The organism is Pseudochrobactrum sp. Wa41.01b-1 (assembly GCF_019464455.1).
Lineage (GTDB): Bacteria > Pseudomonadota > Alphaproteobacteria > Rhizobiales > Rhizobiaceae > Pseudochrobactrum > Pseudochrobactrum saccharolyticum.
The window spans coordinates 585,349-605,789 of sequence record NZ_CP080493.1 but is presented as its reverse complement, the minus strand read 5'-3'; the positions used below and the strand labels follow the sequence as shown (position 1 = coordinate 605,789).

General features: G+C 52.7%; 17 protein-coding genes. 15 read left to right on the top strand and 2 right to left on the bottom strand.

Annotated elements, in window-relative coordinates:
* Positions 1–3 precede the first annotated feature (3 nt).
* The 3 genes from K1X45_RS02945 to K1X45_RS02935 all read left to right on the top strand — a co-directional run bounded on the left by K1X45_RS02945 (position 4) and on the right by K1X45_RS02935 (position 4,676).
* Positions 4–3,096, top strand: coding sequence for an efflux RND transporter permease subunit (locus K1X45_RS02945; RefSeq protein ID WP_213598058.1), 3,093 nt, complete (start codon positions 4–6; stop codon positions 3,094–3,096).
* 154 nt (positions 3,097–3,250) lie between these two features.
* A complete protein-coding gene (locus K1X45_RS02940; RefSeq protein ID WP_220159801.1) occupies positions 3,251–4,246 on the top strand; it encodes an LLM class flavin-dependent oxidoreductase in 996 nt (331 codons plus the stop codon).
* Between the two features lie 4 nt (positions 4,247–4,250).
* On the top strand, positions 4,251–4,676 hold the full coding sequence (locus K1X45_RS02935; RefSeq protein ID WP_220159800.1) for an OsmC family protein: 426 nt from the start codon (positions 4,251–4,253) through the stop codon (positions 4,674–4,676).
* 59 nt (positions 4,677–4,735) lie between these two features.
* Here the strand turns inward: K1X45_RS02935 and K1X45_RS02930 are convergent, their stop codons facing one another.
* Both K1X45_RS02930 and K1X45_RS02925 read right to left on the bottom strand, forming a co-directional pair.
* Positions 4,736–5,767, bottom strand: a complete 1,032-nt coding sequence (locus K1X45_RS02930; protein ID WP_220159799.1) for a P1 family peptidase — start codon at positions 5,765–5,767, stop codon at positions 4,736–4,738.
* Positions 5,768–6,238: 471 nt separating this feature from the next.
* A complete protein-coding gene (locus K1X45_RS02925; protein WP_220159798.1) occupies positions 6,239–7,087 on the bottom strand; it encodes a D-amino-acid transaminase in 849 nt (282 codons plus the stop codon).
* Positions 7,088–7,588: 501 nt separating this feature from the next.
* Between K1X45_RS02925 and K1X45_RS02920 the strand changes: the two genes are divergently transcribed.
* From K1X45_RS02920 to K1X45_RS02865, 12 genes are all read left to right on the top strand, one after another.
* Positions 7,589–8,356, top strand: coding sequence for an amino acid ABC transporter ATP-binding protein (locus K1X45_RS02920; RefSeq protein ID WP_370627136.1), 768 nt, complete (start codon positions 7,589–7,591; stop codon positions 8,354–8,356).
* Complete coding sequence (locus tag K1X45_RS02915; protein WP_075654996.1) at positions 8,357–8,998, top strand: amino acid ABC transporter permease; 642 nt, start codon at positions 8,357–8,359, stop codon at positions 8,996–8,998.
* Positions 8,995–9,657: an amino acid ABC transporter permease gene (locus K1X45_RS02910; protein WP_022711898.1), complete on the top strand. Its 663-nt coding sequence runs from the start codon at positions 8,995–8,997 to the stop codon at positions 9,655–9,657. The genes K1X45_RS02915 and K1X45_RS02910 overlap by 4 nt, the downstream gene beginning before the upstream one ends.
* A gap of 45 nt (positions 9,658–9,702) precedes the next feature.
* Complete coding sequence (locus tag K1X45_RS02905) at positions 9,703–10,533, top strand: ABC transporter substrate-binding protein (protein WP_220159796.1); 831 nt, start codon at positions 9,703–9,705, stop codon at positions 10,531–10,533.
* Between the two features lie 58 nt (positions 10,534–10,591).
* Positions 10,592–11,728: an aldo/keto reductase gene (locus K1X45_RS02900; RefSeq protein ID WP_220159795.1), complete on the top strand. Its 1,137-nt coding sequence runs from the start codon at positions 10,592–10,594 to the stop codon at positions 11,726–11,728.
* 381 nt (positions 11,729–12,109) lie between these two features.
* Complete coding sequence (gene kdpF, locus K1X45_RS02895) at positions 12,110–12,199, top strand: K(+)-transporting ATPase subunit F (protein WP_220159794.1); 90 nt, start codon at positions 12,110–12,112, stop codon at positions 12,197–12,199.
* A 35-nt stretch (positions 12,200–12,234) separates the two neighbouring features.
* Complete coding sequence (kdpA, locus tag K1X45_RS02890) at positions 12,235–13,932, top strand: potassium-transporting ATPase subunit KdpA (RefSeq protein WP_220159793.1); 1,698 nt, start codon at positions 12,235–12,237, stop codon at positions 13,930–13,932.
* A 6-nt stretch (positions 13,933–13,938) separates the two neighbouring features.
* Entirely contained in the window at positions 13,939–14,115 is a 177-nt protein-coding gene (locus tag K1X45_RS02885) for a hypothetical protein (protein WP_220159792.1), read from the top strand.
* Between the two features lie 87 nt (positions 14,116–14,202).
* Positions 14,203–16,263, top strand: a complete 2,061-nt coding sequence (gene kdpB / locus K1X45_RS02880) for a potassium-transporting ATPase subunit KdpB (RefSeq protein WP_220159791.1) — start codon at positions 14,203–14,205, stop codon at positions 16,261–16,263.
* Between the two features lie 11 nt (positions 16,264–16,274).
* Complete coding sequence (gene kdpC, locus K1X45_RS02875; RefSeq protein WP_220159790.1) at positions 16,275–16,838, top strand: potassium-transporting ATPase subunit KdpC; 564 nt, start codon at positions 16,275–16,277, stop codon at positions 16,836–16,838.
* Between the two features lie 31 nt (positions 16,839–16,869).
* Positions 16,870–19,629, top strand: a complete 2,760-nt coding sequence (locus K1X45_RS02870; protein ID WP_220159789.1) for a sensor histidine kinase KdpD — start codon at positions 16,870–16,872, stop codon at positions 19,627–19,629.
* Entirely contained in the window at positions 19,626–20,321 is a 696-nt protein-coding gene (locus K1X45_RS02865; protein WP_122092817.1) for a response regulator transcription factor, read from the top strand. The genes K1X45_RS02870 and K1X45_RS02865 overlap by 4 nt, the downstream gene beginning before the upstream one ends.
* Positions 20,322–20,441: the final 120 nt, after the last annotated feature.

Below are 20,441 nucleotides of genomic sequence, written 5' to 3'. Positions count from 1 at the left end.
GAGATGAGCTTTTCTGATAGTTTTATACGCAGGCCGGTTCTTTCGATTGTTGTTGCGCTGATGATTATCCTGCTTGGTTTGCAGGGGATTTTTAATCTGTCAGTGCGGCAGTATCCGGAAGTGGACGAAACGGTTATTACCGTTACGACCGCCTATGCCGGTGCCAGCGCGGAGCTCATTCAGGGCTTCATCACCGCGCCTATTGCGAAAGCAGTGGCGACGACTGAAAATGTTGACTATGTGACTTCCAAAAGTAGCCAGTCACTCAGCACTGTTACGGTTCAGATGAAGCTCGGGGCTAATCCCGATGCGGCGCTGACAGAGGTTATCTCAAAGGTCAATCAGGTTCGCGGCGATCTGCCGAGTGAATCGGAAGATCCGGTCATCTCCAAAGGTACCGGTCAGTCCTTTGCGACCATGTATCTGGCCGTTCAGAACCCGAATATGACCAATGAGCAGATCACGGAATATATTGACCGCGTGATCCGTCCGCGCATGTCCACCATTGAAGGTGTGGCTGATGCGCAGATCCTCGGCGGTCAGGAATATTCCATGCGCGTATGGGTTGATCCTATCCGCATGGCTGCCCGTAATGTAACCGCTTCGGAAGTGCTGGCTGCGATTAAAGCATCCAACTTCCTGTCGGCACCGGGTAAGACAAAGAACGAATATTTCGCAACTGCGATTACCCTGCGTTCCACTTTGCAGACGCCTGAGGCTTTTGCGGAGATGCCGATCCGTGCGGAAGGTTCCGATATTATCCGTATGCGCGATGTTGCCAATGTCGAACTGGCAGCAAAGAGCACGGATACTGTTGTGACTTTCAACGGTTCCAGCGGTACATTTATCGGTGTGTTCCCGACGCCTTCGGCCAACCCGATTGACATGGCAACAGCCGTGAACAAGGAACTGCCGAGCATTCAGGACAGCCTGCCGCAGGGCATGAACATCATTCTGGTTTATGATGCGACCGAGCAGATTTCTTCTTCGATTGTTGAGGTTTTCAAAACAATCGCTGAAGCGATGATTATCGTTGTTATCGTGATCCTGCTGTTCCTTGGCTCGTTCCGTTCGGTTCTGATCCCGATTGTTACCATTCCGATCTCGCTGATCGGTGTGTGTTTCTTCCTGTTCATTCTCGGATTCTCGATCAATCTTCTGTCCTTGCTGGCGATGGTTCTGGCCATCGGTCTGGTGGTGGACGACGCGATCGTGGTGCTTGAGAATATTCACCGCCATATTGAAGAAGGTCTGACACCGATCCATGCATCCTTTGTGGGCATGAAGGAAATTACCTCTTCCATCGTGGCGATGACGATTACACTGGCTGCGGTGTTTGCACCGCTTGGCTTTACCGGTGGGTTGACCGGTTCGCTGTTCCGTGAATTTGCGTTCACACTTGCCGGTGCGGTTATTCTGTCCGGTGTTGCGGCATTGACCATCTCTCCGATGATGTGTTCTCGCATGCTGAAACATGGTGAAGCCAGCCGCTTTGCCCAGTTTGTAGACCGTTTGTTCACCCGTTTTGAAAACGGCTATGAACGCTGGGTTTCCGGTTCTCTGAACTATCGTCCGATCACCATGCTGGTCGTTGTGTCTCTGGTTGGTGTTATGGGCTTCCTGTTCGTGAATACCTCATCGGAACTGGCTCCTGAAGAAGATTCCGGTGCGCTGTTCTCGATGTTCAGCGGCCCTAAATATGCGACATCAGACTATACCAAGCTTTATGCAGACCAGATCGATGAACTGACAAAAGATCTGCCTGAACTGAAAGCCCGTTTTAACATTGTCGGTTTCGGTAGTGCGACAAACGAAGGTATTGCTCTGTGGGCATTGAAAGACTGGTCGCAGCGTGACCGTTCGCAGAAGCAGATTCAGGAAGACCTGACCAAGCGTATTAAAGATGTGACTGGCGTACAGGCCTTCATCTTTGCTCCGCCGTCGCTGCCGGGTACCGGTGGTGGTCTGCCGATTTCGATCGCTATCCAGTCGACAGGTTCGTCGGATCAGGTTTTCGAAATCTCTGAGGAAATCAAGAATGAAGCGCAGGCTTCGGGACAGTTCATCATTGTTCAGAACTCCCTGTCGTTCAATTCTCCGCAGACAACGATTGAAGTTGACCGTGAACGTGCATCCGCAATGGGTGTGACTGTCAGCGAAATCGGCGCGACCCTCGGTCTGATGACCGGTGGTGGTAAGGTTGCCCAGTTCGACCGTGATAATAACAGCTATGATATTATCATGCAGGTGCCGGATGAGTATCGCCGCAATCCGTCCAAGCTCGGTGAATTCTATGTTCGCAGTGCTTCAGGTGAGATGGTGCCGCTGTCTGCCGTGGTGAAGATTGTAAATCAGGCTTCCCCGACTGCAATTGAACAGTTCAACCAGCTGAACTCCTCAACGATTTCGGCTCTGCCGCTGCCAGGTGTTACAACCGGTGACGGTCTGAAAACGATCCTTGATATTGCCAATGCCAAGCTGCCGGAAGGCTTCTTCATTGACTATTCGGGTCAGTCGCGTCTGGAAATCGAACAGGGTAATACAATCCTGATCGCCTTCTCGCTGGCTGTTGTTGTGATTTATCTGGTGCTGGCGGCACAGTTCGAAAGCTTCCGCGATCCGTTCATTATTATGATGACCGTTCCGCTGTCGATTTTCGGTGCGATCGTGCCGCTGAACCTTGGTCTCGGTACGCTGAATATCTATACGCAGGTTGGTCTGATTACCCTTGTGGGGCTGATTACCAAGCATGGTATTCTGATGGTGGAATTCGCCAATCAGCAGCGCCATGAACACGGACTGAGCCGTCACGATGCGATTATCGCTTCGGCTAAAACCCGTCTGCGTCCGATCCTGATGACAACTGCAGCTATGGCGCTCGGCGTTGTACCGCTGATGATGGCAACCGGTGCCGGTGCGGCAGCGCGTTACTCCATGGGTCTGGTGATCTTCACCGGTCTGATGGTTGGTACAATGTTCACCCTGTTTGTGGTGCCGATGTTCTACACGCTGATCTCTGCGAAGACCGTTAAACCTCTGGTTTCGGTTCCGACAGAGGAAGAGCTGAAGGCGGAAGTGCAGTCTGCCCATCACTAAGATGGTTCTGTAAAAAAAGAAAAAGGCCGGTCTTCATGACCGGCCTTTTTATTTGAAGATGTTGCTTCCAAATTATACCGATAAAAATACAAAATTTTTCACTGTGGTGATTTCAGGCTCTGGTATTATGTAGTCATTACTATATATATGATCCATGACCAAATTTTCCGTACTCGATCTCGCGCCGATCACACTCGGCAGCACCGCAGCGCAAGCCATGCAGAACAGTGTTGAGCTTGCACAACATACCGAGAAACTCGGCTTCCGGCGTTACTGGCTGGCCGAGCATCATAATATGCCGGGCATTGCCAGTGCGGCGACAGCCGTGCTGATCGGCCATGTGGCCGGTGCCACAAAATCCATCCGTGTCGGGGCAGGCGGTATTATGCTGCCCAACCATTCGCCTCTGGTGATTGCCGAACAATTCGGCACCTTGGCCTCGCTTTACCCAAACCGTATTGATTTGGGCCTAGGGCGTGCACCGGGCACGGATCAGGTGACATCCTATGCCTTGCGGCGCAATTCCAGTTCGGATGCGCAATCCTTTCCGCAGGATGTGGTGGAGCTGCTGGGCTATTTCGGCGAGCCGACTACAGAACAACGTGTGCGTGCTTATCCGGGTTCTGGCCTGAATGTGCCGGTGTGGATTCTCGGCTCCAGCCTGTTCGGGGCACAGCTGGCGGCTATGCTTGGTCTGCCTTATGCATTCGCTTCCCACTTTGCGCCGGGTGATCTGGATGATGCGATTGCGCTTTACCGGCACCGTTTTGAACCGTCGCAATATCTCGATAAACCTTATGTGATGGCCGGATTTAACGTCTTTGCAGCTGATACGGATGCGGAAGCCCGTTTGTTGTTCACTTCCATCCAGCAGGCTTTTGTGAATTTGCGCACCGGTAATGCAGGGCAGTTGCCGCCGCCGGTAGAAGGCTATGAGGAAAATCTCGATCCGCGCTTTGTGCCGATCATCAAAGCTGCGCTTGCCTGCTCCGCTGTGGGCAATAAAGAAACGATACGCCAGCAGATTGATGCTTTTGTTGCCCGCACTGATGTTGACGAGCTGATGATTACAGCGCAAATTTTTGACCATCAGGCGCGCCTGCATTCATTTGAATTGCTGGCGGAAGCAGTCGGGCTGAAACCGGAATAAGAGCATGGTTGGATTAGCTGTACGTACCAGAGAAACAGGCGCAGTAGCGACATTGCAGGGGCAGGAAAAACCGCTGATCCGCTCACTCACCGGCGGTGAGCTGACACTGGAAAATACGGTTTCCGGTGCGGGTTTCAACGCGATTGATCTGCTTTATGCGTCTCTCTCGGCCTGTCTGGTGATGAGTGCACGTATAGCCGCGCGCAAGCTCGGTTTGATTGAGCGTATCAGCAGCTATGAGGTCAAAGTCAGCGGTGAGAAAACGGAGCATGAGCCATATCGCATCACACGGTTCAATGTGCAGTTTCTGATTGCCGGTGATCTGTCTGATGATGAGCGCCATGAACTGGCAGAAGCAGCTGAAGCCATGTGTACGGTCAGCAATACACTGAAGGCTAATGCTGATGTGGCTTTCACGGTCTCTGAATAAATAAAAAAAGCTTGCCGCGATTATCACGGCAGGCTTTTTCATTGGTGGAATATTGGCGATTAGCTGTTGAGTTTCAGCCAGTCTGCCAGTGATTTTCGGCTGTTACCGTCACGGCCGGTAAAGCTCTCTGCAGCGCACATGGAATTGAGAATGGCTTCCTGTGTGGATTCTGTTGCTGCGCGGAACAGCTGGTCAATCTTATCTTCATTCAGTGCCTGCATGGTCACCAGATCGGATTTCTGGTCGTGATCAAGAGTGTTGCCGGTGGTAAAGCCGATAACAATATCCCCGCTGCCATGACCCCAGAATGCACCAAGACGTGCGATACCCGCACCGCAGCGGCGAATGACGCGCTGTAACTGGCGGTGTTCCAGCGGAATATCGGTCGCCATAATCATCATGATCGAGCCTTTTTCCGGTTGATCGGGGAAATCCGGTGTCGGATGACGGCCATCCGGCAGTGTCAGATCGCCTTTGCGACCGAAATTGGAAAGCACCAAAGTGCCCAGATGATAATCTTTGCCATCCAGTTTGATGCGGCGGGATGAAGTGCCAATGCCGCCTTTAAAGCCGAAACAGGTCATGCCGGTGCCGGCACCGATATTACCCTGTGCCACTGCGCCGGTTGTTGCAGAATCGAGTGCCGCATAAGCGTGCTCTTCGGTAACGGCCATAGCCTGAATATCATTGAGCGGGCCGTCATTGCATTCGCCGACAACCGCATTAACGGTTGAGGTGGTGCGGCCGATATCGCTGTTCGCAGCAATAGCGCGCTTGATAAGTGCATTCACACAGGTGCCGGTGCTGAGTGTATTGGTCAGCAGGATTGGCGTTTCCAGTGAGCCAAGCTCGTTGACCTGCACAAGACCGGCGCTTTTGCCAAAGCCATTGATGGATTCTGATGCTGCCAGAACCTTCTTGCGGAACATATTGCCGTCATGGGGCACAATCGCGGTTACACCGGTATTCACATTGCCTTCACGGATGGTGGTGTGGCCGACTTTAACGCCCGGAACATCGGTAATGGCATTATGCGTACCGGTCGGCATGATGCCGCAAACAATACCGAAATCGCGTGCTGAAGCAGACATAGGATACTCCTGTTAAAGCATTTCCAACAAAAGTGCGAAGCGGATTGCGTCGGATAATGCGTGAAAACAAAGATTTAGAGCGGTTAAAAAATCCATCTTAAATGCAACGGCTCTAAATCCGTAGAGGCATGCGGTAAGAAACAGATCGCAGATAAAGAATGACAGCCCGACCGGTTTCCGGAGGGGCTGTCAGGGCATTATCATCAGGCATTAAAAAGAAACGTAGTATCACTTCTGCGGCGATACTGCCGTTTCAGTGTGGTGCTAATGCCCGACATATGATCAGTGCCAAGGAAATTAAACGGTCTTTTCCGGGGGAGGCCCAAAAGATCAGAACCGTTTACGGGGCGCTTGCGATCATGACGGTATCCGGCCAGAATTACGAAATTATGGCCGGATGAATTCAGTTTTATCGAAGATTTAAGCCGACAGTTTTTGAAACACAGTTTTCAAAGAAAACCGGTTCCGTTTTTAAACTGCTTTAGCAATCTCGATATATTTTTCCTGCAGGCTGCGGGTAATTGCACCCGGCTTGCCGTCTGCAATGACTGTGCCTGCAATTTTCACAACAGGGGTCACAAAACCGGAAGCACTGGTCTGGAATGCTTCTTTCGCTTTGAAGGCTTCTTCAAGCGTAAAGCGGCGTTCTTCAATCTTCAGGCTCTGTTCTTCAGCAATTTTAAGCATGGCCAGACGTGTGCAGCCCGGCAGAATTGCATTCGAATTCGGGCGCACAATCAGTGAGCCTTCTGCGGTGATGATGAATGCACTGGAGGACGCACCTTCAGTAATATAGCCGTCTTCCTGCATCCATGCGTCCTGACAACCATGCGCGGTTGCTTCCTGCTTGGCAAGTACCTGAGCCAGCAACATCACAGTTTTAATGTCGCGGCGCTGCCAGCGGATATCATCCACAACGTGAATGGCAATACCGTTCTGCTGGGAGGCGGAACCGATCAGCTTTTTCACCTGTGTGAAAGCAACCAGTGTCGGTTTCATATCCGCGCTGTAAACGAAGTCACGATCCGCAGCACCACGGGTGATCTGCATATAGACCACACCTTCAGTAAGATTGTTGCGCTTGATCAGCTCTTTTTGCATAGTGATGATGTCTTCGTCGCTCATCGGCGCCGGTACATCAATCATCTTCAAAGAACGGCCAAGACGCGCCATATGGGCATCATTGTCAACGAGCTTGCCATCGATAACTGCACTGACTTCATAAATCCCGTCTGCGAATACGAAACCGCGATCAAAGATCGAGATCTTGGCTTCTTCTTCAGGGACATAGGCACCGTTTACATATACAATTCGGCTCACAACGCATTCCTTGGCGTTAAAATTTTATGGGAATCTGCTGAAACTGAAGCTATGAAAAAAAATCCGGCAGAGCCAATGCTTTGTTTTTTGGTTGTTATGCAAGATTTGCATATTCTGCATGACAGATATTCTGTCTGTGATAATGCGACATAAAATGCCGGAAAAGCGTGTTTCGGGGCGCAAAAAGAGCAATAACTTTTAATGACGGCTAAGTCATAACCACGGGTTATCGGAACCGCTATTTTTTATGCTCTCGCTGGCACAGCCAGTTTGCCTAAGCTGATAAGCATAAGAGGAACTATGCCGGTTACAGGCTCTCAGCCTGTCCGGTTTATAAATATGTATGACGGGCTTTGTTTTATAACAATAAAAACAGAAACAAGCCGGACGGCATAAAGCGTCGGTCTGCAATCAGATAAAAGAACGCTGTGATCCGTCGAAATATCCTGTGCCGGTTGTGCAAAGCTGCGGACAGGCATGGAGAATGCATAAGGGGAGAAACTGCGGGTGAAAACCAGTCAGAAAACGGTTATCCGGCTTGAAAAACTGCAAAAGCATTATGGCGCGCATATTGTTCTCAAAGAGATCGATCTGACTGTGACCTCCGGTGAGGTGCTGGCGATTATCGGGCCTTCCGGTTCGGGCAAAAGCACATTGCTGCGCTGCATCAATTATATTGAGCCGCCGGATGCCGGTATTGTCACAGTTGGTGATGTGACCCTGCAGGCCGAGAAAAAAGCCTCTGCCAAACAATTGCATGATCTGCGCCATTCTATCGGCATGGTGTTTCAGTCGTTTAACCTGTTTCCGCATATGAGCGTGCTGCACAATGTCAGTCTGGCTCAGGAGCGTGTGCTTGGCCGCTCTAAAAAAGAGGCCGATGAGCGCTCGATGGATCTGCTGGAGAAAGTCGGTCTTGCTGACAAAGCGCAGCAATATCCGATGCGTTGCTCCGGTGGCCAGCAGCAGCGTATCGCTATCGCCCGCGCTCTGGCACTTGATCCTAAAGTGATGTTGTTTGACGAACCGACCTCGGCGCTTGATCCCGAACTGGGGCTGGAAGTGCTGAGCGTCATGCGCAGGCTGGCCGACAGCGGCATGACGATGATTGTCGTGACTCATGAAATGGGCTTTGCGGAAAATGTCTCCGACACCGTGATGGTAATGGCCGACGGCAATGTGATTGAAAGCGGGCCCAGCCGCGAAGTGATGCGCAATCCGCAGACCGAGCGGGCGCAGCGTTTCCTCAAAGCGGTGAATGAGCGTTAAATGCTGGCAGATTTCTCCTATATCATTCGCGGATTGCCCTGGACTGTTGCGCTCACAGTCTCGGCTCTGGCTGTTGGTACGATACTCGGACTGATCCTGATGCTGATGCGGCGCTCCAAGTTCTGGCCGCTGCGCCTGCTGGCAACCGCCTATATCAATCTGGTTCGCGGCATACCGCCTCTGGTGTGGCTGTTTGTGATCTTTTTCGGCCTTGGCACCGGTTACATAACAATCAATCCGTTTATGGCGGCGCTGACCGGTTTCGGCATGATTGCCGGAGCCAATATGGCAGAGATTTTTCGCGGTGGTATGATGGCTGTCCATCACGGGCAGTTTGAAGCCGCAGAAGCGCTTAATCTCAGTCGCTATCATGCTTTCAAGGATGTGGTGGCACCGCAGATGCTGCGCGTATCGCTGCCTTCTGCCGCCAGCTATGCGATTGGCCTGCTTAAAGACAGTGCGATTGCCTCAGCCATTGGCGTGACAGAACTGGCCTATCAGGGCAGCCAGCTGTCGCAAATGACCTTCCGTGGCCTTGAGGTATTTGCCGTGGTGGCCTTGCTTTATATTCTTCTCAGCCTGCCGGTTGCATGGCTGTCACGGACTGCGGATATCTATCTGCGGGCAAAGGTGGCGCGATGATTGATTTTCCGATTGATGATGTCATTTCATGGATGCCGGAACTGCTCGACGGTCTGGCTCTGAGCGTCAAAGTCACGCTGGCCAGTCTGGCGATTGGCATACCTTTCGGCTTGCTGCTGGCACTGGGCGTGCAGGCAAAGTCGAAATTCACACGCGGGTTGTGTCTGGTAATTGTTGAAATCGGACGCGGTGCGCCGGCTCTGATCCTGCTGCAATTCATCTATTTCGGATTGCCGAGTGCCGGTATCACGATGACGTCGATTGTGGCGGCTATTGCGGCGCTGAGCTGGAATACCGGTGCCTATACAAGCGAGATCATCCGTGCAGGGCTTGAATCCGTGCCTGCCGGGCAGAAAGAAGCGGTGATGGCGCTGAATATGAGCCGGATTGACGGTTTACGCTATGTGATCCTGCCGCAGGGATTGCGTGTGGCAGTTCCTGCTTTGCTCGGCTTTTCGATCCTGATTTTTCAGGCAACATCTCTGTGTTTTACCATTGCCATGCCGGAACTGATCAGCCGTGCCTATGAAATCGGCTCGACGACTTTCCTGTATTTTCCGGCTCTGCTGGCGGCAGGTATTCTCTATGCAATGATCTGCATTCCGGCATCTATGCTGGTAAGCTGGGTTGAAAAACGTGCGGGACGTTTCTCGCGGTAAATATAACAATAAACATAAACAATATGGGGTAGTGATATGAAATTAATGGGAAAAATTATTGTCGCAGCATCGGTTCTTGCCGGTGCGACTGCACTGGCTGCAGTGCAGGCCAATGCACAGAGCTGCACACCGAAAAACAGTTTTAAAACTGTTGAAGAAGGTGTGCTGACCATCGCTGTTACCACTTATGCGCCTTATTCCTATCTCTCACCGGAAGGCGAAGCCAAAGGCGTTGACGGCGATATTGCCAATAAGATCGCCGAGATGGAATGTCTGAAGGTTAAGGCTGTGGCCGTGGATACCGCTGCCGGTATTCAATATGTGCTGTCAGGCAAGGCCGATATCACCACCGGTGACTGGTATCGTACGGCAGAACGCGCCAAGGTGATGAACCTGTCATGGCCGCTCTATAATGACCAGATGGGTATTTATACCAAGGAAGGTTTTGAAGAGGTCAAGGATATTGAGGGCAAAAGCGTTGGCACTGTGCAGGGTTATCTCTGGGTTGCAGACCTGAAGAAGTTGCTCGGCAGCAATCTCAAGCTCTATCCGAATTCCGTGAGCATGCAGCAGGATCTGGCTGCCGGACGTATTGCTGTTGGTATTGACGGCTATTCTACCGGTGTTGTCGCCAAGAAGGCCGGAGCCATGCCGGATATTGAAGTGAAGGTTGCCAAGAGCGACGATCGTGTGAAAGCCACGACTGAGGCCGGACAGGGCAGCTTCCCTTATTCCAAGAAAAACCCTGAACTTGGTGCGGCGCTTGATGCCAATATCAAGGCACTGCATGAAGATGGTACAATCAAATCTATTCTGACTGCCAATGGCATGGAAGCTTCAGCCGGTGATGTCGGCGAGCCACGTCTGATTGACTAAAAATAATAAAAGACCGGATTAATTTTAGTCCGGCCTCTCTTTTGCAGGAAGAAAGCTCATGGCGCTGGATCATTATTATACGCTTGGTCGCTCAGGTTTGCGGGTCAGCCGGATGGCGCTCGGCACCATGACTTTCGGCAATGCAGCTATTCGCGGGATCAGCGGCAGCTGGGGCAGTGCCGATGAGATATCAGGCGCGATATTTGATCATTATACCGATATGGGCGGCAATTTTATTGATACCGCCAATTCCTATGGTGCAGGTGCCAGTGAAAGCCTGATCGGGCAGTTTATGCGCGAGAAAGGTAATCGTGAACGGCTGGTGCTGGCGACGAAATACAGCAACAGTCTTGAGCCCGGCAATCCCAATGCAGGTGGTAACAGCCGCAAAGCGATGATGCGGGCGGTTGAAGATTCCCTGCGCCGTCTGGGCACGGATTATATCGACCTCTATATGGTGCATACATGGGATCGCATAACGCCAGCGGAAGAGGTGGTGCGCACGCTGGATGATCTGGTGCGGGCAGGAAAAATTCGTTACGGCGGACTGTCTGACGTGCCTGCATGGTATGCGGCTCGGGCGCAGACATGGGCGGAGTGCCATGCGCTGACACCGCTGATCAGTCTGCAATTGCCATATTCACTTACTGAACGGAATATCGAACAGGAATTTGTGCCGCTGGCGCAGACTATGGGCTTGGGCATTACGGTCTGGAGCCCGTTATCAATGGGGCTGCTTTCAGGGAAATACCGCGTTGAGGGTGATCGCTGGGCAGGGGAAGGCCGCCTCACCACAGATGCATCCGGCAAAGGCATGGGGCTGTTTACGGCGCGCAATCACGCCATTCTCTCGGCCTTACAGGATGTGGCAGCAGAGCTTGAGCGTCCGATGGCGCAGGTGGCTTTGAGCTGGGTATTGAACCGCCCGTCTGTTGCATCGCTGATTATCGGTGCGAGTAAATTGGCGCAGTTGCAGGATAATATTGCGGCCTTTGAACTGCAGATGCCTGCGGAACTGAGCGCAAGACTGGATGCCGCAAGTGCTCTACCTTCACCGCAGCCTTATGCTTTATTTGATGCGGATTATCAGGCGGGGGTGCTGAATACCGGTACATCGGTTGGCGATAAGCCGGCCTCTTATGCACCGCCGCAATGGATGCCGAAGGTGGATGATTTCACCTATGGCAAAGGCTGATTTTTATTATACGGAGAGCGGTATGTAATGCCGCTTTCATTAAATTTATATCTTAAGGTATTTAAATAAAATTATGAATTATCATAATTAATTGAGTTTATTTCACTTGGTGTGATACGCAAAATCACTGCGTTTTATATATGAGATTTTTATATCTCTCCTTCTTTCCCTCTCTCGAACCACTATGCGTTTTGGCGCCATAGTTCCGCCTGATTTCGGCTCGTCGCGCTTAGCGCTGCTGCCGGAAGCAGCTGCTGCACTTGCACCGGCTGAAATTCAGGAGTTTGAAAAATGGATGTCATCATGATTGCCGCAGGCGCCGGATTTATCGGCCTGTCTTATTTCTACGCCCTTGTTTGTGACCGGCTGTGAGGGCGCGTCATGTGGTTTGATTATATTCTCGGCGGCTCGGTAGCCGCATTGCTCAGCCTCTATCTGCTTTATGCACTGGCACGACCTGAGCGCTTCTAACCCCATATTGTCATGAAAGCGGAAAGTATCTTCCAATGACTTTCAACGGAATATTGCAGATTGCGATCCTGTTCGGGCTCACAATTCTGCTGGTGAAACCGGTCGGCGGGTATCTGACCCGCGTGTTCACCGGTGAACGAACCTTCCTCTCGCCGGTGATCGCACCGGTTGAACGCGGCCTCTATAAACTGGCCGGAACCCATGAAAAAGAAGAACAGCACTGGACGGTCTATGCGGCTTCGCTGCTGATGTTCAGCATTGCCGGATTTGTGGCGCTCTATTTGTTGCAGCGCCTGCAAGGGGCATTGCCTTATAATCCTGCGGGGATGCAGGCTGTGGAGCCGACATCTGCTTTCAATACAGCAATCAGCTTCATGACCAATACCAACTGGCAGGGCTATGGTGGTGAAAGCACAATGAGCTATTTCACCCAGATGGCCGGTATCACAGTACAGAACTTTGTTTCTGCTGCGGTAGGTATTGCCGGTGCTATGGCGATCACCCGTGGTTTTGCCCGTTCTTCAAGCAATACAATTGGCAATTTCTGGGTCGATCTGGCCCGCGCCACGCTCTATGTGCTGCTGCCGATCTGCATTATCGGCACAATTGTGCTGGTCTGGCAGGGGGTGCCGCAAAATCTCAATGCCTATACGCTTGCGACCACGCTGGAAGGTACGCAGCAGACTATTGCACAAGGGCCTGTGGCCTCGCAGATGATTATCAAGCATCTGGGCACCAATGGCGGCGGCTTCTTCAATGCTAACTCAGCGCATCCGTTTGAAAATCCGACTGCACTGACCAATCTTATCCATCTGCTGTCGATTTTCGTGATCTCTACCGCCATGACCAATGTGTTTGGCCGTATGGTCGGCAATCAGCGTCAGGGCTGGGTATTGTTCGCCGTCTTCGGTGTGCTGGTAGTGCTGGGAACTTCGGTACTCTATTGGGCAGAATCCGGCGGTAATCCGCTGATGCAGGTTCTGGGCACTGTCGGTGGTAATATGGAAGGCAAAGAGGCACGCTTCGGCATTGCACTATCTGCCTTATTCTCTGAAGTGACGACTGCGGCTTCCACCGGTGCGGTCAATAATATGCATGACAGCCTGATGCCGCTCGGTGGTCTGGTGCCGCTGTTCAATATGCAGATCCCAAATCTTGGCGGTATTGGTGCCGGTATCTACGGCATGCTGTTGTTCTTCATTCTGGCGATCTTCATTGCCGGTCTGATGGTTGGCCGCACACCGGAATATCTGGGCAAGAAAATCGAGGCCAAAGAGGTCAAGATGAGCCTGCTGGCCACACTCGGACCATCGCTTGCCATTCTCGGTTTTGCTGCATTGGCTGTGGTGCTGCCGCAGGGGCTGTCGAGTATTCAGGATGCAGGGCCACACGGCTTCAGCGAAGTGCTCTACGCTTATTCCTCTGGCGCGAATAATAACGGCAGTGCCTTTGCCGGTCTCAATGCCAATACGCCTTTCTACAATCTCACCATTGGTTTTGCGATGCTGATGGGGCGCTTCTTGCTGATCGTTCCGGTGCTGGCGATTGCCGGTTCGCTGGCCGCCAAAAAGACTGTGCCTGCCTCGGCCGGTACATTGCCGACCACTGGCCCGTTGTTTGTCGGCCTTGTCTTCGGCGTGACGATGATTGTCGGCGGTCTGACGTTCTTCCCGGCCTTGGCGCTGGGGCCGGTTGTCGAGCATTTCGCAATGCTCTCCGGTCAGCTGTTTTAAAGGTGCATGATGGCGAAGAATTCTTTTCTGATGAAGCAATTATTTCGTTCCAACGCCGCGCAAAAACAAAATCTGCGCGGTGTGAAAAAGGAAGATTGCCCGAAACTCACCAGTATCATGCTGATCCTTGTACTGGCGATGCTGGCCGGTGTTTTCCTCGTGAAGGCGCTGACCGGAGTTTAAGTTAAAACATTAACTTATCACTCTACATCAATGAAAATTCTATGCAGTTTTAAATTAACTTGCATAAAATAAAGACGGAGGGCTCTCATGAGCCAGTCAAAATCTTCCAGTATTCTGGATGCCAAAATCCTGCTGCCTGCCATTGGCGGTGCCTTTCGAAAACTCGACCCGCGGGTGCTGGCGAAAAATCCGGTGATGTTTGTCGTTGCCGTTGTCACCGTGCTGACCACGGTGCTCTTTATCCGCGATCTGGCGGGTGGCGGAGCGGATCTGGGCTTCTCGTTCCAGATCATTTTGTGGCTATGGTTTACTATTCTGTTCGCCAATTTTGCCGAAGCGGTGGCTGAAGGGCGCGGTAAAGCGCAGGCGGAATCCCTGCGCCGCACCCGCACCGAAACCGAAGCAAAATTGCTCAGTGGTGACAGCAAGACCAATTATACGGTTGTTGCGGGTAATAGCCTTAAAGTCGGTGATATTGTGCTGGTGGAAGCCGGAGACATTATCCCTTCCGACGGTGAGGTGATTGAAGGTGTGGCCTCGGTCAATGAGGCGGCGATCACCGGTGAATCCGCTCCGGTTATCCGTGAATCAGGCGGTGACCGTTCGGCTGTTACTGGTGGTACGCAGGTGCTGTCCGACTGGATACGCGTGCGCATTACCGCTGCTGCCGGTTCCACCTTTATTGACCGGATGATCTCATTGGTGGAAGGTGCTGAGCGTCAGAAGACACCAAACGAAATTGCGCTGAATATTCTGCTTGCCGGTATGACGCTGATCTTCGTGCTGGCCGTGGTGACCATTCCGAGTTTTGCCACTTATGCGGGCGGTTCCGTGCCGGTGATTGTGCTGGTGGCTTTGTTCGTCACCCTGATCCCGACCACCATCGGTGCTTTGCTCTCCGCCATCGGTATTGCCGGTATGGATCGTCTGGTGCGGTTTAATGTACTGGCTATGTCCGGCCGTGCGGTGGAAGCTGCCGGTGATGTGGATACGCTGCTGCTCGATAAAACCGGTACAATTACGCTTGGTAACCGTCAGGCGACGGAGTTTCGTGCCATCACAGGTGTCAGTGAGCAGCAATTGGCAGATGCGGCGCAGCTTGCCTCACTTGCCGACGAGACACCGGAAGGCCGCTCGATCGTTGTGCTGGCTAAAGAGAAATACGGTATCCGTGCCCGTGATATGGCAAGCCTTCATGCAAGCTTTGTGCCTTTTACCGCACAAAGCCGTATGAGCGGTGTGGATGTGGAAGGCAGTATCATCCGCAAAGGCGCGGTGGATGCAGTGCTGAAATATGTTGAGGCGGAAGACATTAAAGCTTCTACACCTGCCCAGCTACAGGAAATCCAGTCAATTGCTGCGCAGATTGCCAAGGCAGGCGGTACACCGCTGGCTGTGGTCAAAGACGGACAGCTGATGGGCGTCGTTTCGCTCAAAGATATTGTCAAAGGCGGTATCCGTGAGCGTTTTGCTGAACTGCGCCGCATGGGTATCCGCACGGTGATGATTACCGGTGATAATCCGATGACTGCTGCTGCGATTGCTGCAGAAGCCGGTGTGGATGACTTCCTTGCGCAGGCAACACCGGAGAACAAGCTGTCGCTGATCCGTGAGGAGCAGGCCAAGGGCAAGCTGGTGGCAATGTGCGGTGACGGTACCAATGATGCGCCGGCACTGGCACAGGCTGATGTAGGCGTGGCGATGAATACCGGTACAGTAGCTGCGCGTGAAGCAGGGAACATGGTCGATCTCGACAGTGACCCGACCAAGCTAATTGAGATTGTGGAAATCGGCAAGCAATTGCTGATGACGCGTGGTGCGCTGACAACCTTCTCGATTGCCAATGATATTGCCAAATATTTCGCGATTATTCCGGCAATGTTCCTCGCGTTCTACCCGCAACTCGGTGTGCTGAACATTATGGGGCTGCATAGTCCGCAGAGCGCCATTCTCTCGGCCATCATCTTCAATGCGTTGATTATCGTGGCTTTGATCCCGTTGTCGCTACGCGGGGTTAAATATCAGGCGGTCGGTGCAGGCGCACTGCTGAGCCGCAATCTGATGATCTATGGTCTTGGTGGGATTATCGTGCCTTTCGTGGCGATCAAGCTGATTGATATGGCGATTACCGCTCTGGCTCTGGTGTAAGGAATAAACCCATGTTGAAACAATTACGTCCTGCTGTGGTAATGATTGTCAGTCTGACCATAATCACCGGCATTGCCTATCCGCTGGCTATGACCAGCGTGGCGCAGACCCTGTTTCCTTCTCAGGCCAATGGCAGTTTGATCGTGAAGGACAATAAGGTGATTGGCTCATCTCTGATCGGCCAGCAATTCACCTCCGAGCGCTATTTTCACGGTCGCCCGAGTGCTGCAGGTGATGGCTATAATGCTGCATCCTCCGGCGGTTCCAATCTGGCGCCAACCAGCGCTGCATTACTGGATCGCGTAAAGGCCGATGTGGCCAAGCTGAAGTCTGAGAATCCAAACCAGCCGGTGCCTGTTGATCTGGTAACAGCATCCGGTAGCGGGCTTGATCCGCATATCACGCCGGAAGCGGCTTTGTTCCAGATACCGCGTGTTGCAAAAGCACGCGGGCTGGATGAGGCCAAACTCAAAACACTGGTTGATGCTCAGATACAGGAACGTTTGCTGGGTGTGCTGGGCGAGCCGGTTGTGAATGTGCTTGCGCTTAATCTCGCACTGGATCAGGTTAAATAAGACAGAACATGCAGAGTCCGGATCATAATTGATGAATGATGACAGTCAGCTGCAGGAAAGTATGCGCAATGGTGACAACAGACCGTCGCCGGATGCGCTGCTCGCCAAAGCCGAACAGGAAACACGCGGCCGCCTCAAGATTTTTCTCGGGGCGGCTCCGGGCGTTGGTAAAACCTATGAAATGCTGATGTCCGGCCGCAGCCTGCTGGCTGACGGCGAGGATGTGGTGATCGGGGTTGTCGAGACGCATGGTCGTCAGGAAACACAGGCTCTGACCGAAGGCTATGAGATCATTCCCCGTGCGCGTGTCGATTATAAAGGCCATGTGCTGGAGGAGATGGATCTCGACGCTGTGCTGACACGCCGCCCAAAGCTGGTACTGGTGGATGAGCTGGCGCATACCAACGCTCCGGGTAGCAGGCACCCCAAGCGCTATCTCGATGTTGAGGAACTGCTTGCCAACGGGATTGATGTTTATACCACGCTGAATATCCAGCATGTCGAGAGCCTCAATGATGTGGTGGCGCAGATCACCCGTATCCGCGTGCGTGAGACTGTGCCGGACAGTATTATCGACCGCGCTGATGATATCGAGATTGTTGATATTACACCGGAAGACCTGATTAAACGCCTGAAAGAAGGCAAGGTCTATCTGCCCAAGACGGCGAAACGCGCGACACAGAATTACTTTTCTGCCGGTAATCTCACAGCCTTGCGCGAACTTGCCTTGCGGCGCACGGCGCAGCGTGTCGACGATCAGCTGCTGAGCCATATGCAGGCCAATGCTATTTCAGGGCCGTGGTCGGCAGGCGAGCGTGTGCTGGTTTGTATTGACGAGCAGCCGCATGGTGCAGCACTGATCCGCTATGCCCGCAGACAGGCCGACCGGCTGCGTACGCCGTGGACAGCGCTCTATGTGGAGACATCCCGCGCGGCAACGCTCTCGGAAGAAGAGAAGGACCGTATTGCCGCCACCTCACGACTGGCGGAACAGCTCGGCGGTGAAATTATTACGCTGACCGGCCATGATGTGGCACAAGACATTATCAATTATGCCTTGGCGCATAATTTCAGCCATATCGTAATCGGTAAGCCGAATAAATCGCGTCTGCGTGAAATGTTTGAAGGGTCAGTCTCGCACGACCTGATCCGTAAGGCCGGTAATCTCAGTATCCATATTATTTCCGGCACTCAGCAGGAAGCTGCGCCGGTGCGGCAAGTGGCGACCGCTGAGGAAAAAGCATTTTCGCTACGGCCTTATCTGCTGAGCCTTGGCTATATCGCGATTGCGCTGGTTGTTGGTACTTTGCTCGATCATGTGCTGGATGTGCGCAATATCGCGTTGGTGTTTCTGATGGCGGTGCTGGCGACAGCTGTAGCTTCGGGGCTGCGGCCTGCCTTGTTCGCTTCACTGGTCAGTGCACTTGTTTTCAATTTCTTCTTCCTGCCGCCGCTCTACACTTTGCATATTGCAGGGCCGGAGAGTGTGATTGCACTGGCATTCTTCATTTGTGTGGCGCTGGTCGCCAGTAATCTGACAGCGCGTGTGCAGCGACAGGCAGCTGCGGCGCGCAACCGTGCCAGAACAATGGAAGGGCTTTATCAGTTCAGTAAAAAGTTGGCCGGTGCCGGAACGCTGGAAGATGTGCTCTGGGCAACGGTCTATCAGATTGCGGCGCTGCTCAAAGTGCGTGTGGTGGTGCTGTTGCCGGATGAAGGTACAGCCAATACGTCTATTTCCGTGCGTGCCGGTTATCCGCCGGATGATACGCTGGCCGATGCCGATATTGCTGCTGCCCGCTGGGCATGGGAACATGACCATCCTGCAGGACGAGGAGCAGACACATTGCCTGGTGCCAAGCGCCTTTATCTGCCGTTGCGTGCTGTCGGTAATACAATTGGTGTGGTCGGGCTGGATGATGACCGGCAAGGGCCTATCCTGACGCCGGAGCAGCAACGGTTGTTTGATGCACTGGCAGAGCAGGCGGCACTGGCGATTGCGCGTATCCAACTGGTGGATGATCTGGATCGCGCGCAGCTTGCTGTTGAGGCAGACCGGTTGCGCTCGGCTTTGCTGACGTCGATCTCTCATGACCTGAAAACGCCGCTCGCTGCCATTCTTGGCGCTGCAGACACATTGAAGAGCTATTCCGGCTCTCTGCCCGATACTGACCGTGCTGAATTGCTGACCACCGTGGTGGATGAGTCAGAGCGGCTCAACCGCTTTATCGCCAATTTACTGGATATGACGCGGATTGAATCAGGTGCCATGCAGCCGAATAAATCTTTGCATTATTTGGGCGATATTGTCGGCAGTGCTTTGAAACGTGCCGCGAAAATTCTGCAACATCACCGTGTTGAAACCGATATTGCCGCCGATCTGCCGATGCTGAAGCTTGATCCGGTTTTGTTTGAGCAGGTGTTGTTCAACTTGCTGGACAATGCAGCTAAATACGCGCCGGAAGGCAGTCTGGTTTATATTCAGGGGCAGGCTGAGCAGGGTGACATCGTGCTGCGCATCAGTGATGAGGGCGCGGGCATACCGGCGGGTGATGAAATGCGGATTTTCGACAGTTTCTACCGTGTGCGCAAAACCGATCAGGTGCGTGCCGGTACAGGACTTGGGCTGGCAATCTGCAAGGGCTTTACAGAGGCGATGGGCGGCACCATTACAGCGGCCAATCGCAGCGATCACGGCGGTCGCAGTGGTGCTGTTTTTACAATCCGATTACCGCTTAGCAGCTGCGCTGAAATGATGAGCGGAACAGAAGAGGGATTATCTCCCCGATGACACAGAATATTGTCAAAATCCTGGTGGTGGACGATGAGCCGCCAATCCGTAAACTTTTGCGCGTCGGGCTGGGGACGGAAGGTTTTTTGATCCTTGAGGCACCATCAGCGGCCATCGCCCGAGAGATTATGCGCGATGACCGGCCTGATCTGGTGCTGCTGGATCTCGGTCTGCCGGATATGTCCGGTCATGATCTTCTGACGTTGTGGCGCTCGGAACTGATTGATCTGCCTGTGATTATTCTTTCCAGCCGCACAGATGAAAGTGGAATCGTCAAAGCGCTCGAGCTTGGTGCGGATGATTATGTGACCAAGCCATTTGGCATGAAAGAGCTGGCAGCACGAATCCGCGTGGCTCTGCGTCATAAATTGCAGGAGCAGGGCGAAAAGCCGGTCTTCCAAACCGGCGAGCTGTCGGTTGATCTGGTGAAGCGTATCGTGCGGCTCAAAGGGCAGGAGATTAAGCTCTCGCCGAAAGAATATGATATTTTACGCATCATGGTGCAGCACGCAGGCAAAGTGCTGACGCATAGCTATATTCTCAATCAGATCTGGGGCGGCATGAGTGATGTGCAATATCTGCGCGTTTATGTGCGCCAGTTGCGTCAGAAACTCGAAGATTCGCCCGATCAGCCATTTTATATTCTGACAGAGACAGGGGTTGGCTACCGGCTACGCGAACCGGACGCTTAAATGTGACGGATTCGCCGGAGATTTTACGAAGTCTCTGGCGAAACGTATTTTATACGCGTCGAAAAACTTTGAGTAATAGAATTAAGATAGTTTTGATTGGGTGATTTATGCAGATTGAAA

Coding starts and splice junctions, on each gene's coding strand:
- K1X45_RS02870 (WP_220159789.1), top strand. CDS start 16,870: ATGAATGATGACAGTCAGCTGCAGGAAAGTATGCGCAATGGTGACAAC.
- K1X45_RS02910 (WP_022711898.1), top strand. CDS start 8,995: ATGATTGATTTTCCGATTGATGATGTCATTTCATGGATGCCGGAACTG.
- K1X45_RS02945 (WP_213598058.1), top strand. CDS start 4: ATGAGCTTTTCTGATAGTTTTATACGCAGGCCGGTTCTTTCGATTGTT.
- kdpB (WP_220159791.1), top strand. CDS start 14,203: ATGAGCCAGTCAAAATCTTCCAGTATTCTGGATGCCAAAATCCTGCTG.
- K1X45_RS02940 (WP_220159801.1), top strand. CDS start 3,251: ATGACCAAATTTTCCGTACTCGATCTCGCGCCGATCACACTCGGCAGC.
- kdpC (WP_220159790.1), top strand. CDS start 16,275: ATGTTGAAACAATTACGTCCTGCTGTGGTAATGATTGTCAGTCTGACC.
- K1X45_RS02915 (WP_075654996.1), top strand. CDS start 8,357: ATGCTGGCAGATTTCTCCTATATCATTCGCGGATTGCCCTGGACTGTT.
- K1X45_RS02935 (WP_220159800.1), top strand. CDS start 4,251: ATGGTTGGATTAGCTGTACGTACCAGAGAAACAGGCGCAGTAGCGACA.
- K1X45_RS02905 (WP_220159796.1), top strand. CDS start 9,703: ATGGGAAAAATTATTGTCGCAGCATCGGTTCTTGCCGGTGCGACTGCA.
- K1X45_RS02885 (WP_220159792.1), top strand. CDS start 13,939: ATGATGGCGAAGAATTCTTTTCTGATGAAGCAATTATTTCGTTCCAAC.
- kdpA (WP_220159793.1), top strand. CDS start 12,235: ATGACTTTCAACGGAATATTGCAGATTGCGATCCTGTTCGGGCTCACA.
- K1X45_RS02930 (WP_220159799.1), bottom strand. CDS start 5,767: ATGTCTGCTTCAGCACGCGATTTCGGTATTGTTTGCGGCATCATGCCG.
- K1X45_RS02900 (WP_220159795.1), top strand. CDS start 10,592: ATGGCGCTGGATCATTATTATACGCTTGGTCGCTCAGGTTTGCGGGTC.
- kdpF (WP_220159794.1), top strand. CDS start 12,110: ATGTGGTTTGATTATATTCTCGGCGGCTCGGTAGCCGCATTGCTCAGC.
- K1X45_RS02865 (WP_122092817.1), top strand. CDS start 19,626: ATGACACAGAATATTGTCAAAATCCTGGTGGTGGACGATGAGCCGCCA.